This is a genomic window from Parasediminibacterium sp. HNIBRBA5674 (assembly GCF_056745525.1).
Map to the genome: position 1 here is coordinate 1 of NZ_JBQWIE010000026.1, position 14,313 is coordinate 14,313.

Here is a 14,313-nt window from a genome sequence, read left to right on the forward strand (position 1 = left end):
AGTTTGATGAGTGTGGTAACTTTTAAACTCTTTTCGATGCTCACTTATTTTATAACTAGCAACTTGCGTTAATTATTGAACATCGTTGCGTTGCACTTTACGTTCACTTTGCATCTGGGCGCTTTGTAGCACGATAATAGTAACAGTAATGTAATGGTGTAAATGCCTTGTGGTATTTTATTTAACCCACCTTTATTTAAAATTATAATTATGGCAAACTACGCAGATTTACAATTGAATAGCTTCTATCTAATTGTGGAAGAAGAAGGCGACTTAATTTCTTTGGTGCAGCCTTTAATGGAAACAGATAATTGTGTTTTACTACTGCAACACGATGATGAAGACATCACTTTTTGGAAAAGAAAAGACGATACATTCTTTGAAATTGTAGACGAACTTACAGAAGAGCAAGCCGCTGAATACGAAGACTTGTTTGAAGAAGAAGACGACACATTTGAAATAGAATAATAGTTACACTAACCACAATACAAAAAAATACCCTGTGATTATTTGTTATCACAGGGTATTGACCATATTTTTCTACAATTAATAAGCTTCCCAGTCGCAACCAATTGGTGCGCCTGGTGTAATTGCTTTTCCGATGGAATCATAATATCTTAAGGTTAGTAATGCGCTCTGCTATATAACCGTAGTAAGCCTTAAGATCATGGTTTGTTTTGGCTTTTGCAATGCAATCAGCTTTTATGCTTTGCAGTTTATTATGGCAAATAGATTTTACTAAATAGTTCGCATTGTCATTAATACTTAAAGCCAATAACCAAGTAACCACTTGCTGCTGCGTTTGTAATTGTACTTGTTTTTTTAAGCCTTGTAAACTATCAGTTTTAAAAGCCGCATCGGTAATGGTATTTACCACATCATCAAAACCAATGGTGTTAAATCTGCCTTTCATTTGCACCAAACGATTAGCCCTTTCGGTGTTAAATAAAAACGCTAGTTCATAATCTGCAAGCGCTTCGGCAGCAGACAATGCATCAAAACTTAAGCCTGTTCTTTTTGCAAATAATTCACCCACATTGTAATAGAGTGGTGGCCTTGGTGGCAATAGTTTTAAAATATTTTCTGGTAGCGTTAAAATGTCTGGTGACAGGCAAGCCACTGCATCTGCTAACGCTTTTTTCTGTAGTGAATTGGCTAATGGTTCTGGTTGTTGTTGCAATTTATCGCCACACACTATAGCTATAATTCATGCCGCCAATTAGCTTTGTCACAGCTTCTATTTGGTAGCGATGGTAATTGTACACAGGCACTAGGGCATAACATACACGCATATAAAATTAGTTTGGTGAAATTGTAAGTGATGCGGTAAGATATTTTTAAAAACTGAAAACCTGTGCTTAAAAATGGTAAATAACAGTAAAAATAAATTTCATTAATTATTGAAAATTCAGAAATAATGTTTTTATATTTGCTTCGTGAAATGAGCCATAGAAAAAGTTGCTTGTAAAGGCAAATGACGAAGGTGAATTACATGTGGCAAAAGAAAAAACAAAAGATACACATGAAACTAGATGAAGCCAAATTACAGTTTATTCAAAGTTGGGGCATTTTGGCTGGTCAGTGGGGTATTAATAGAACAATGGCGCAAGTACATGCACTATTGTTGGTAGCGGCAAAGCCTTTAAGTACCGACGATATTATGGCTAGCCTAAGCATTAGCAGAGGAAATGCCAATATGAATATTCGTGAGTTGATGGATTGGAAATTGATAGATAAAAGCATTGTTGCTGGCGACAGAAAGGAATATTTTGCTGCAGAAAAAGATATCTGGAAAGTGGTGACGCATATCATGTACCAACGCAAGAAACGTGAGCTGGACCCGATGGTAAAAGTGCTGAACCAAATTAGTGAGGTAGAAGGCGACCCTAAAGATGCTGATATTATCGCTTTTACAAGCATGGTAAAAGACATTCAAAAGTTTGCTGACCAAGCCGATAAAACTCTTGATACCATTATAAAAGCAGAAGAAAATTGGTTTTGGGGCAGTTTTATGAAATTGTTTAAAGGCTAATAGTCGTTTTTCTAAAAAGAAATCAAGCTGAGCAAAATCAGCTTTTATTTGACAATAATCTTTCAATATTTTCTGAAAATATCGTAACTAAGATAATTTAACTAACAACAAAAACTAAAAACATGACGAGTAATACTAAAGTAATGGTGTACGATGATAATTGTCCACTGTGCAACGCTTATACAAGTGCATTTGTAAAAATGGGTTTGCTCGAAGCCAATGGTAGAAAGGCTTTTAGCCAAGCAACCGATAGTATCATGTGTAAACTAGATGCTCATAAAAGTAAAAATGAAATTCCTTTATTAGACACAGCTACTAACCAAACTTGGTATGGTTTAGATGCTATGCTAGAAGTGATAAGTGTAAAATTTCCTTTGGTAAAACGGGTAGCTAATATCAAGCCTATAAAATGGTTTTTACTGCGCTTATACAAGTTAATTTCTTACAACAGAAAAGTAATTGTTGCAGTACCTAAAACCAATAGTAAATATGATTGCACACCAGATTTCAATGCTAAGTATCGCTTAGCGTTCTTAATATTTGTAACGTTTTTTATTATTGCTTGTATTAAGCCTTTGTATTACTTTTTTAATGTGCAAAGCATTGCCAATACTGCATTACAGCAAGCGTATTTTATTTTTGGTGGTTTGTTTTTGGTAGCATTTGCACTGCCAAAATTGTTACACAATACTATGGCCTATCATTATTGGGGGCAAATAGCTATGGTAAGTTTATTAAGCATGCTGTTAATTCTACCATTATTTTTTGTAGGCCAAATATTGGCTTTAACAACTTTTGTGAAAGGCTTTTATTTACTCGGTTTACTGGCTTTCATGATAAAAGAAATCAGACGAAGAATTACTTATTTACATTCTGTGATTGATTGGGGTAAAAGACCATTAGCACAGTTAAAATAATTACACCAAACCATCAATGGCCAATGCTAATTTATAATCCAATTCGGTAATAGTGTCACCTGCATCATGTGTATTTAACCAAATTTCAACTCTGTTGTACACGTTGGTCCACAGAGGATGATGGTTTAATTTTTCGGCTTCAATGGCTACCCTTGTCATAAAGGCAAAGGCTTCTGAAAAATTTTTAAACTCAAATTTTTTGTACAGGGTATTATTCGTTTTTTGCCAGTCAATGGTAGCCATGTTTTAGAATTTTTGGTCAATAATCATCGGCAACATTTTACGCCAAGTAGGCCAGTCGTGATGTATATCATTGCCCCATACCGATAAATCGTGCCAAATACCTTTATCCCACAATACTTGCGAAAATTTACGGTTAGATGCAGGGTCTTCGTGGCTACCTGAACCTGTATAAATATGGATGTGATTACTCGCTTTTATTTTGTTTAAATACCACTCATCGGTAAGCTTTGGTATATAATGGTATGGGCTATTGTAGTACACTTGATCATCCCAAAAGCCTTTCGTGTATTCAGTTAAATCGTATACACCACTCATGCTTATTACGCCATTAATAATATCAGGACGTTTTAAAAATAAGTTCATCGCATGCAATGCGCCAAACGATGCACCAGATGTATAAATCATGGTGTCTTGGCTTGTATGCGTTCTGATGTAAGGTATTACTTCATTAAAAACGTATTGGTTAAACTGATTGTGCCTGATGGCTTTGTGTTCTGGCAGCATTTCAGTATTCATCCAACTTTCTTTGTTAATGCTATCAATACTAAACACCTTTAGTTTACCAGCATTAATCATTGGTGCCAATGCATCTATTAGTTGAAAGCGTTCGTATTCTAAATAGTCAGCAGCGGCAGTAGGAATTAATAACAATGCAAAACCATAATGACCATAAGTGGCAATTGGCATGTTTTTATTTAAAGAAGGGCTATGCCAAGAAGAGATGATTTTTTGCATTTATTACACGAATTTTAAAACAATTACACGAATTATACTAATTGATGTGATTACACGAGTTATACGAAATGAGGTGATTTCTCAAAAAAAAAATTCGTGTAATTCGCCTTAATTAGTGTCATTATAGTTATTACTCAAAGCTTTGGTGCTTAATTTCTTTCCATAAATCTTTATAGCATTGTGCTGCAAAGCTATTAGCAGCATATGTTTCAAGTGGCGCTTCATTTACGCCCATCTTCTCTATATCGCTTAGGTAGGGTATATAATTTTTAAAGAAAACTTTGTCTTTGTAAAATTCATTCATCACTTCATGATGTAAGTTTTTACGATGGTCTACCATGCTAAAGAAGCACTTTAATTTTTCACTATCAAAGCCATGTTCTTCAAAATAAGTAGCCACTGTGGTAAATGAACGGATAGACAATGTGGTAGGAATATTTGGCATTAACACCCAATCTGCCGCATTAAAAATATTATCGTGTAGCAAGGAAATACCTGGTGGGCAATCTAGTATTACTATGTCAAATTCTTTTTTTAAAGGTGCAATCATAGAAGCGAGTTTTTTCTTCGATTGCTTAAACTCGTTTAGTAAAATATCGGCTTGTCTTGCAGACAAATCTGATGGTATAATACTTAGGTTATCGTAAGCTGTTTCCTGCACTGCATCTAACAATGTCAGTTCGTTAGTCAGCAATTTTTTTGCTTCATTTTTTACAGCGGCTTCTACACCTAAAAAAAATGAGGAGCTGCCTTGTGGGTCTAAATCCCAAATAAGGGTTTTATAACCTTCTTTGGCCGATAAGTAGGCTAAGTTAATAGAGGCAGTGGTTTTACCAACACCGCCCTTGAGATTGTATAGTGCTAATGTTACCATGCAATAAATGTATAAAAAAATGGTGGATTGGTGAAACAAAATCACTTTTATCAATCTATTTTAAATAAATCAATAAGTGTAAAAACTGGTAATCTTAGTTTTTGAAATAGAATAAGTATTTAATTCTGTGTCTTTTAAATGTGGATATGTGTAGAAATACAATTTGACGTCTAGTTTATGTTTAGTTCTTTTACAATCATTCCTGAAAGCAACCCATGAAACCTTCAATTTTAACAATAGTATTATTGTGTGCTATATCTATTGCCCGTGGGCAAAGTGCTATCGATACGATTAGCTATTCTGGTTCAATAAAATGTTTAACCTCTACTACATTATTAACTGTTAATAATTCATCTGCTTGGGCTACTATTCAGTGGCAGCTTGATGGCAATGATATTATAGGCGCTAACGGAACAACATATATTGTAAGCAAAACTGGTAACTATAGGGTTGTTGTAAGAGCGGTAAATTCTACTGTAGATGTTTTTTACCCTAGCGTATTTATAAGTTTTAGGCCTAATGCCTCGTTTACTTTTATACAAACTAACCAGTGTAGTACTGCGCCTGTTAATTTTACCAATACATCTGTTGGTGGCGGTTTAAGTTACGCTTGGAATTTTGGAGATCCTAACTCTGGACAAAAAAATACTTCTTCTAATGCTAATGAAACGCACACTTTTACTGGCACAAGTGGTAATGCTACCGAAAATTTCAATGTAATTCTAACCATTATAGATACTGTTGGTTGTGTTGCAACGGCTATTAATACTGTTACTACCAAGCAATCGCCAAGTGCTATTTTAGGTCCTAACGCTGTAGATAATGTTTTTAAAATATGCACGGTTGCTGGTTCTGGCGAGTTGAAATTTAATAATCTATCTACCACAAAGGCATCGAATGTTGCGTATAAAATTAATTGGGGTGATAATACGACACCTTATGATGATTTAACTTTCTCAACAATTGTACCTCATACCTACAGTGCTGGTACTTACTCTTTAGTATTTTCTGTTTTAAGTGCTAATAATTGTGTTTCTACTACTAATTATACAGTTTTTATGGGGAGTAATCCTGCTGTGGGGATAAGTAATCCAGGCAATACATCTATTTGTACGAACGATTCTTTAACCTTCCCAATAACTGGCACTGCAACAAATACTAATGGCACTAGATACATTATCTCATTTAACGATGGTAGTAAAGCTGATACGTTTTTCCATCCAAACGTGCCATCTAGTATAACACACGTTTTTAAATTGAATTCATGTGGTACAAATAGTGGTACTAGTACCAATTCTTTTCAAGCTTCTATTTCTGCCTCTAACCCCTGTTTAGCATCTTATGGAAGCGTAGTGCCTATTTATGTTTCTGGAAGACCTAAAGCAGATTTACAATTGGCAAAAGATACGATTTGTGTAAATACATCTCTTAATGTATCTAATACAAGCCCTTCTAGCAACTATATTGACAATGGTGTATGTATGCAAGGCAAGTTTGTTTGGGAGATATCTCCTGCAACTGGCTGGACGATTACTTCTGGCTCTTTGGGAAGTACACAAGGAAGCAACGACCCATTGTTTTGGCAAAGCGGTAGTGGAACGCTTACTTTAAGTTTTAGCAGCGTAGGTATTTATACCATTAAAATTAAAACTGGTAATTTGAACTGTGGCTCAGACTCTACATTAAAAACAATTTGTGTAAATCCTGCACCAATTGCTGGATTTAATGTAGATCAAACAACAGGTTGTGCGCCATTAATAATACAAACAATAAATACATCTAATAAGCCAAATTGTGGAAACAATAGTTACACATGGTTAGTAAGTTATTCCGCATTAGGAAATTGCACGCCATCAGCTTCAAGTTACTCCTATATTAACGGTACTACTGCAACGTCTGAAAATCCACAATTTAAGTTCGATAATCCAGGTATTTACACAATCAGTTTGGTTACAAAGAACGCTACAGGTATTTGTATTTCGATACCATTTACCAAACAAATAATAGTAAAAACAAAGCCAGTTGTTACCTTAAATACTGCAACCAATATTTGTCCAAATGGAACTATTACACCAAGTATTACTGTTGCGAATTGTAATTCATCTATAACGCCAACTTATTTGTGGACTTTCGTGGGTGGCTTGCCCGCCACATCCACAAGTTTAAATCCTGGTACTATTACTTACAATGCACCTGGTATATACACAGTGCAGGTAGATGTTACCAACGAGTGTGGAACTACTACTAAAACACAGCAAATAACAGTTGGCGCTGCACCAAATGTAGTGTTACCAGCTAATCAAACATTTTGTAATGGGGTATCTACTGGCATTTTTACTTTTTCTAGTAGTGTAAATGGAACAACGTATACGTGGACAAATAATAATCCATCAATTGGTTTGGCTGCAAGTGGCGGTGGTAATATTCAAAGTTTTGTTGCCAGAAACACAAGTGGGGCTGCTGTTACTGCTAGTATTACAGTTATACCTTTAAATGGATGTGCAGGTGTACCGCAAACATTTAGTATTACTGTTAATCCAGGTGCCACCATCGCTAATGCTGGTGTCGATCAAAAACTTTGTAACGCACCAACTACCACGCTAACAGGAAATGCTGCGCTTGTAGGTACCGGCCTTTGGACAAAAATTGCTGGAAATTCTGGTATTATCGATAATGCATCACAACCTAATAGCACCTTAAGCGGCCTTACAGCGCCTGATAGTATTGTACTAGTATGGACCATTCAAAACACCGCCAATACTTGTAAAGGAACGAACGATACAGTTGTAATTTTAAATAGACCAACGGTAACTATTGCTAATGCTGGTAATGATACAACCGTGTGCAACTTTACCACTGCAAATGCAGCAAATAGCTTTATAAATTTAGCTGGAAATAAAGATGTGAAACGAGGTTTTGAAAAAGACACTTGGTCTATCGTATCTCAACCAATAGGCGGCAATGTAACTTTTGCAGATATAAACAACCCTACTACGTCTTTAAGTTTCTCAAAATCTGGTACCTATGTTTTTAAATGGACCATTACTAACGACGGTGGATGTGTTTCAAGTGCTAAAACTATGACACTTAAAGTTGTAGATAAAGTGGCAAAAGGTACTATCAATCCATCAGTATCAAATATTTGTATCGGTAGCAATGTCACGCTTACACTTAATGGGTACATTGGAAGTATTTTAAAATGGCAATATAATGTTAATCCAATTTTCGATAATATTTGGATTGATACTTTAGTAAACACCAATAGTTTAAGTTTTACTAATTCACAAGATACGTTTGCAGTGAGAGCTATTGTTGTAAGTACTGATGCAACATGTCAATCAAGCGATACATCGGCAGTTGCACTGATTAATGTTACGCCTTTGCCCATAGGCGGTAATACTGGGCCAGACGCTACAGTTTGTGGTACTAATAACAACGGCATTATAAATTTAACAGGTTATGTAGGTAATGTTATACGTTGGGAAAAATCTACCGATAATGGCACTACATGGTCACCAATGATAAATACAACATCGTCGCAACCCTACAGCACTATTTTACAAACTACTAAATTCAGAGCAGTAATACAAAATGGTGCTTGTGCCACGGTAACGTCGTCTATAACCACCATTTCTGTGGCTGGCGCTACTGGCAATTCTAATGCAGGCGTTGACCAGTTTTTGTGCAATCAAAACAGTACACAACTAAATGCGGCTGTTGCGCCTGCTGGTAGTACAGGAACTTGGTTACAAGTAGCTGGACCACCAGCAAATATTGTAAATACCTCTTTGTATAATACATCTGTTACTGGTCTTACCCAAAATATTTACAAGTTTGTATGGGCAATTAGCAATGGTTTTTGCGCTGCTACAAATGATACGGTAGTTATCACAAACTATCCGGCTCTAATTAATACTATTTCTGTAATTAACACTACCATTTGTGCAGGACAAACAGTAAATATTGTAGGCCAAACGCCTAGTGGCGGTAATGGCTCGTATACATATCAATGGCAGCAAAGCACTGATAGTATTTCGTGGGTAAATATTGCTGGAGGTGTATTTAATAATTTAAATTTTAATCCCAACGCTACTACTTTTATAAGACGCTTGGTTACTTCCAATACTTGTAGTATAGCAAGTAATGCAGCAACAATAGTTGTACAATCAAGTATTAGTAGCAATAGTATTGGTGCCGATACTGCTATTTGTATAGGAAATCCTATAGGAGCGTTAATAGGTTCGCAACCAACTGGTGGTAATAATATTTACACATATCAATGGGAAAATAGTGTAGATGGAGGTATAACTTGGTTACCGATAGCTACTGCAATTTCTAAAGATTTCATTCCTACCAACTTAACTACTACCACTAAGTTTAGGCGAGTGGTTACGACGAGTGTTTGTTTTGGCTTGCAAGCAAGCATCAGTAATGTAGTTACCATTACCATCAATCAAAATGCAAAAGCACTATATACTTATTCAAAAGACATCGACTGTGCTACTTTTAATTTAGCAAGTACTATAACCAATATTACAAATCCAGCAAATGGCTCTTATTTGTGGTATGCAAATGGTAATTTAATAGGTAATGCCAATTCAATGCCCAATTATAGTATCACAAATGCTTTCGATTCTGTAATTATAAAGCTGAAGGTTACTAGTTTATTTGGCTGTAAAAATGATAGTCTAGAACATAAGTTTTACACTGTGCCTAGGCCAATACCAGCATTTACAATAAGCGATACTGTAGGTTGTGGGCCATTACAAATTGTTCTTTTAAATAAAACGCCTAATGCCAATTTGTTTAATTTTAAATGGGATTTTGGAAACGGTGTTACCTCTAACTTAATCAATCCTACTGGTATTGTACTACAGCCTAATCTTTCTCGTTTTGATACTGTTTACAATATTTCTCTTACTGCCTTTACACCTTGTGACACGGTTACGGTATCACAGAAGGTACGTGTGAAATCGAAACCGCAAGCATTGTTTACGCCAAATAAAAGTGTGGGTTGTTCACCGTTGCCGATTACTTTCAACAATACCTCTCGTGGTAACAACATGACCTTTGTTTGGAATTTTGGTGATGGTTCTGCACCTGTTACTACATCTAGTACTAATGCTGTACAACATACTTACAGCACAGGTAAAAAAGATACTTTCAATGTGAAGTTGATAGCTACGAATGAGTGTGGTAGTGATACGATTACCTACAACATCATTGTATCGCCAAATACCATTAAGCTTGACTTTGCAGTAAATGCAACAGATGTTACATCTTGCTTGCCAAGTACTGTGCGTTTTGTAAATAATACCATTGGTGCTACATCATTCAATTGGGATTTTGGTGATGGTAATGTATTAACCACCACTAAAAATATCGATACCGTTACCCACGTGTACACAACAGCTGGTACGTTTATTACCAAGCTAACTGCTACTAATGGCTGTAGCGATACTATCGATTATGAGCAGATAAAGGCATATGCAAAACCTATTGTGAAGTTTACAGCTAGCCCACTAACGGCTTGCTTAGGTGATAGTGTTCGTTTTGTAAACCAAACTGATACAGCAACTGGTTATACATGGCGCTATGGTAATGGTGTTACATCATCACTTACAAGCCCTACCTATGTATACGGTGCGGTAGGTACTTATAATGCCAAGTTAATTGCTGTAAGACAATATCCTGCTATTACTTGTAGCGATAGTACTTCTACAACTATTAATGTGGTGGCTAAACTAAATGGCTCGTTTAAAGTGAGCGATAGCATAAGCACTTGCGTACCATTTAAAGTGGTATTTACCAATCTTAGTGTACCATCTCTATTAACCACATGGGATTATGGTGATGGCGTAAAAGACACAGGCGATTTGGTGCAACATACTTACACCACTAGCGGCACATTTACAGCAAAAATGACGGCAGTAAATGCAGGCGGCTGTACCTACGAAACCACTAAGAGTATTGTGGTGAAAGGCCCTACTGGTACATGGATTTATGATAAGGGTTTAATCTGCGCTAAGAAGTCTGTACAGTTTCAAGTGAATGCATTGAATGCAGATTCATTGCGCTTTAACTTTGGTGATGGTACAAGCTTAACTACCACAAGCCCTATTGTTAATCATACCTACACACAATCTGGTAACTACTTGCCTTCTGTGCAGTTATTATCTGGTGCATCTTGCTATGTTACATTACAAGGTGTAGATACTATTAAGATTGATAAAATAACCGCTGGCTTTACTACTGTTCAGCAAAAAACTTGTGGCAGCACCACAGTTGGTTTTGCTGATACAACACGTTCTTTCTATGGTGTACAAACATGGCAATGGAACTATGGTGATGGTACGCCTGTAGCCACTACACAAAATACCCAACACACATACACAGCTAATAATCGTTACCTGATACAACTTATTGCAGTTAGTAAAAGTGGTTGTAGCGACACAGCTACTTTACAGTTGCCAATTGTTATCAATAGCAAGCCAAACGCTACTATACAAGCAAATGCCATTAGCTGTGCTAATCAAAAAGTAAACTACTCAGCTACTATTACTTCAATTGATAGTGTTGTGCTACAACTATGGAAATTCTCAAATGGTGCAAGTAGTAGTGGTAGTTCAGCTTCTTATATTTATCCATCGCAGGGTAATTATTTAACAACCTTTATTATAAGTACAGTTAATGGTTGTTTCGATACTGCTTATAATTCAGTATCTGTTAATCCTAGCCCCAATGTATCAGCATCGCGTGATGTAACAATTTGCAAAGGCCAATCAACTAGTTTATTGGCTACTAGTAGCGGAAGTATTACTTGGTTACCAGCTACTAATATAAGCTGTACAAACTGTGCCAACCCTTCAGTGTACCCACTTACTACTACTGCTTATGTAGCAAGTTCTACCAATGCTTTTGGCTGTACTTCTACCGATACCGTGGTGGTTACCGTTATTCAACCATTTACCATTACTGTTTCGCCAAGCGATAGTATTTGTGTAGGTCAGTCTACTAAGTTGGGTGCTTCTGGTGCGTTCTCTTATACATGGTTACCAGCTACTGGTTTAAGTAATGCTGCTATTCAAAACCCTGTGGCTAGCCCATTGGTTACTACAACGTATCAAGTTACTGGTAAAGACCAATACAATTGCTTCACTGCTACTGCATCTGTAGTAATTGGTGTGGGTAATTATCCTGTGGTAAATCTTGGTCAAGATCAAGTATTAGCCGCTGGTTCTACTTATACATTTACACCGTCTGTTACCAATAATGGTCCTATTGCAAGTTGGTTATGGACGCCTTCTGCAAATTTAGATTGTACTACTTGCCCATCCGTTACGGCTAATGCTAAAAACAATGTTTGCTATACAGTTAAAGCCACCAATATTTATCATTGTGCAAGTACCGATACGGTGTGCATTAAAGTGTTTTGCGAAAACTCTCAAGTGTTTATACCAAATGCCTTTATGCCAGGTACTGGTACAGGTAAAAATGAAATATTAATTGTACGAGGCACTGGTATTAAACTGGTAAAAAGCTTTAGAATTTATAACAGATGGGGGCAAGTAGTTTTTGAGCGTAGCAATTTTATACCTAACGATAAACAATATGGTTGGAATGGTTTAATACAAGGGCAACCTGCTAATACGGATGTATACGTTTATACCTGCGAGGTAGTTTGTGAAAACGATACTCCATTTGTATACAAAGGCAATGTGGCAGTTTTAAGATAGTAAAAGCTAAATAATCCTATGGAAGATTGAAAAATAAGAAAAGATGTTAAAACACTTTATTTACAATCTTGCATTCATGTGTATCATAAATGTTGTCTTTAGTCAAGACCTTACGTTTACACAAATTTATGAAAACCCTTTATTACGCAATCCTGCATTAGCAGGGGTGTTTGAAGGTGATATACGGTTAGTGGGCACATTTAGAAATCAATGGCAAGCCATTACTGTGCCCTATAAAACCAATGCTTTTAGTGGGGAAGTAAAATTTCCCTTCGGTAGACATAATGATTGGATAACTGCAGGTGTACAGGTAACACAAGATGCTGCTGGCGATATTCAATTGAAACGTACACAATTGCTACCTGTCGTCAATTTTCATAAATCGTTAAGTGGCGATAATGATAATTATTTGTCAGTTGCGTTTATGGCTGGCCCTGTACAATCGCAATTTGATCCTACACAGATAAAAGTAGATGAACAGTTTCAAGGTGGCGTTTTTAATCCTAATACCTCTGCAAATGCTGTTTTCGCAAGTTCTGGCTTTACCTACTGGGATTTTAGTGCTGGCATTTCATATAGCAGCAGTTTTGGTAATGGCAATAAATACTATTTAGGTGCTGGTATGTTTCATATTAATAAGCCGTTAGTGGGCTTCTATACAAATAACGCCACGAGTGCCCTTAATAGAAAAATAGCCTTAAATGCAGGATTGTCTGTGCCAACGAATGATTATGGTAAGGTGGTATTTTATGGGGATTATTTTTCGCAAGGTGGTAGTCAACAATTTTTGGGTGGGCTAATGTATGGTACCGATTTAGTGCAAGGCATCGGCTACGATTCATACGAGAATATTACTTTATACGGCGGTGCATTTTTTCGTTGGAATGATGCCTTAATACCTGTTGTAAAATTAGATATGTATCAGTTTAGTATTGGTGTTAGTTATGATGCCAATGTATCGAAGTTGAAAACGGCCTCACAATCACAAGGTGGTTTTGAGTTTACCGCCACCTATCGAGCCAAATTTAGAAACCGCAGTAATGCTGGCGATAAAATGCGCTGTGTAAGTGGATTTTAATTAAGAATAAAGCGATAGTTAATTTTTAATGATATAATTACGAATAAAATCGTAATATCATTTAAAAAATCCACACATGAAAAAAATTATATTCTCTACTATTGTATGTATAGCAATGCTTGGTTGCAAGAAAGGCAGCGATGATTGTACCCTTAACAATAGTTCTATTTTGGGTTCTTATATTATGACAGGCTACACCTATCAGGCATCTACTACAAGCCCAGTGATAGATGAGTTTGCTACTTATCCTGCTTGCGCAAAAGACAATGTTATTACATTCAAAGCCAATGCTATTTACACATTTGATGAAGGGGTACTTACTTGCCCAAGTAGTGTTACAGGTGCTGGTACTTGGCGCATTAGTGGCAATACTTTAACCCTCGATTATGAATCGTACACCACCACTTTTAATTGCAAAACCCTAGTAATTAAAACAACTGGCAATACAGATATTGAAACGGCAACCTTAACTAAGCAATAGGGTAATAATGAACATCGGTAGCTAGCTGCCCCCGCAACTAAGTGGTACTTACCAAAGCTACCAAGCAGATAGTGATTATTTTAAACATAGTTATAGAAGTATAAGTAGATATAAAGATAAGTCAAGGATCTGAGATTAGAAGTATTGGTCATGCATTATAAAATTAGTAATTAATAATTTGAAATTAACTCCTCACAATTCACTATTGACTACAACT

Annotated in this window: 10 protein-coding genes; 6 read left to right on the forward strand and 4 right to left on the reverse strand. The window is 36.3% G+C overall.

Translation table 11 applies throughout. From position 1 onward, the window contains the following. Positions 1–210 precede the first annotated feature (210 nt). Entirely contained in the window at positions 211–468 is a 258-nt protein-coding gene (locus ACT9TX_RS13030; protein WP_481338777.1) for a hypothetical protein, read from the forward strand. A 139-nt stretch (positions 469–607) separates the two neighbouring features. On the opposite strand, the gene ACT9TX_RS13035 is transcribed toward ACT9TX_RS13030, so the two are convergent. Further along, positions 608–1,180 carry a zinc-dependent metalloprotease gene (locus tag ACT9TX_RS13035; protein WP_481338779.1) on the reverse strand — a complete coding sequence of 191 codons (573 nt, stop codon included), beginning with the start codon at positions 1,178–1,180 and terminating at the stop codon, positions 608–610. A gap of 342 nt (positions 1,181–1,522) precedes the next feature. Here ACT9TX_RS13035 and ACT9TX_RS13040 point away from each other — a divergent pair, with 342 nt between their 5' ends. Together ACT9TX_RS13040 and ACT9TX_RS13045 are read left to right on the forward strand one after the other, a co-directional pair. Continuing rightward, positions 1,523–2,032, forward strand: coding sequence for a GbsR/MarR family transcriptional regulator (locus ACT9TX_RS13040; protein WP_481338781.1), 510 nt, complete (start codon positions 1,523–1,525; stop codon positions 2,030–2,032). A gap of 122 nt (positions 2,033–2,154) precedes the next feature. Beyond that, positions 2,155–2,949, forward strand: a complete 795-nt coding sequence (locus ACT9TX_RS13045) for a DCC1-like thiol-disulfide oxidoreductase family protein (RefSeq protein WP_481338783.1) — start codon at positions 2,155–2,157, stop codon at positions 2,947–2,949. Here the strand turns inward: ACT9TX_RS13045 and ACT9TX_RS13050 are convergent, their stop codons facing one another. From ACT9TX_RS13050 to ACT9TX_RS13060, 3 genes are all read right to left on the reverse strand, one after another. Further along, positions 2,950–3,192, reverse strand: coding sequence for a 4a-hydroxytetrahydrobiopterin dehydratase (locus ACT9TX_RS13050; protein WP_481338785.1), 243 nt, complete (start codon positions 3,190–3,192; stop codon positions 2,950–2,952). Positions 3,193–3,195: 3 nt separating this feature from the next. Continuing rightward, the gene (locus ACT9TX_RS13055) at positions 3,196–3,927 is read right to left on the reverse strand and encodes an esterase family protein (RefSeq protein ID WP_481338787.1); all 732 of its coding nucleotides are present in this window, start codon (positions 3,925–3,927) and stop codon (positions 3,196–3,198) included. A 130-nt stretch (positions 3,928–4,057) separates the two neighbouring features. Continuing rightward, positions 4,058–4,801 (reverse strand): ParA family protein, encoded by a 744-nt coding sequence (locus tag ACT9TX_RS13060; protein WP_481338789.1) that lies wholly within the window; start codon positions 4,799–4,801, stop codon positions 4,058–4,060. 215 nt (positions 4,802–5,016) lie between these two features. Here ACT9TX_RS13060 and ACT9TX_RS13065 point away from each other — a divergent pair, with 215 nt between their 5' ends. The 3 genes from ACT9TX_RS13065 to ACT9TX_RS13075 all read left to right on the forward strand — a co-directional run bounded on the left by ACT9TX_RS13065 (position 5,017) and on the right by ACT9TX_RS13075 (position 14,096). Next, positions 5,017–12,537: a PKD domain-containing protein gene (locus ACT9TX_RS13065; RefSeq protein ID WP_481338791.1), complete on the forward strand. Its 7,521-nt coding sequence runs from the start codon at positions 5,017–5,019 to the stop codon at positions 12,535–12,537. 43 nt (positions 12,538–12,580) lie between these two features. Further along, entirely contained in the window at positions 12,581–13,615 is a 1,035-nt protein-coding gene (locus tag ACT9TX_RS13070; protein WP_481338793.1) for a PorP/SprF family type IX secretion system membrane protein, read from the forward strand. Positions 13,616–13,691: 76 nt separating this feature from the next. After that, on the forward strand, positions 13,692–14,096 hold the full coding sequence (locus tag ACT9TX_RS13075) for a lipocalin-like domain-containing protein (RefSeq protein WP_481338795.1): 405 nt from the start codon (positions 13,692–13,694) through the stop codon (positions 14,094–14,096). Positions 14,097–14,313 lie beyond the last annotated feature (217 nt).

Bases quoted from the DNA above. Each gene is read 5' to 3' on its own strand.
- ACT9TX_RS13070 (WP_481338793.1), top strand. From the start codon at position 12,581: ATGTTAAAACACTTTATTTACAATCTTGCATTCATGTGTATCATAAAT.
- ACT9TX_RS13075 (WP_481338795.1), top strand. From the start codon at position 13,692: ATGAAAAAAATTATATTCTCTACTATTGTATGTATAGCAATGCTTGGT.
- ACT9TX_RS13040 (WP_481338781.1), top strand. From the start codon at position 1,523: ATGAAACTAGATGAAGCCAAATTACAGTTTATTCAAAGTTGGGGCATT.
- ACT9TX_RS13050 (WP_481338785.1), bottom strand. From the start codon at position 3,192: ATGGCTACCATTGACTGGCAAAAAACGAATAATACCCTGTACAAAAAA.
- ACT9TX_RS13055 (WP_481338787.1), bottom strand. From the start codon at position 3,927: ATGCAAAAAATCATCTCTTCTTGGCATAGCCCTTCTTTAAATAAAAAC.
- ACT9TX_RS13030 (WP_481338777.1), top strand. From the start codon at position 211: ATGGCAAACTACGCAGATTTACAATTGAATAGCTTCTATCTAATTGTG.
- ACT9TX_RS13045 (WP_481338783.1), top strand. From the start codon at position 2,155: ATGACGAGTAATACTAAAGTAATGGTGTACGATGATAATTGTCCACTG.
- ACT9TX_RS13060 (WP_481338789.1), bottom strand. From the start codon at position 4,801: ATGGTAACATTAGCACTATACAATCTCAAGGGCGGTGTTGGTAAAACC.
- ACT9TX_RS13065 (WP_481338791.1), top strand. From the start codon at position 5,017: ATGAAACCTTCAATTTTAACAATAGTATTATTGTGTGCTATATCTATT.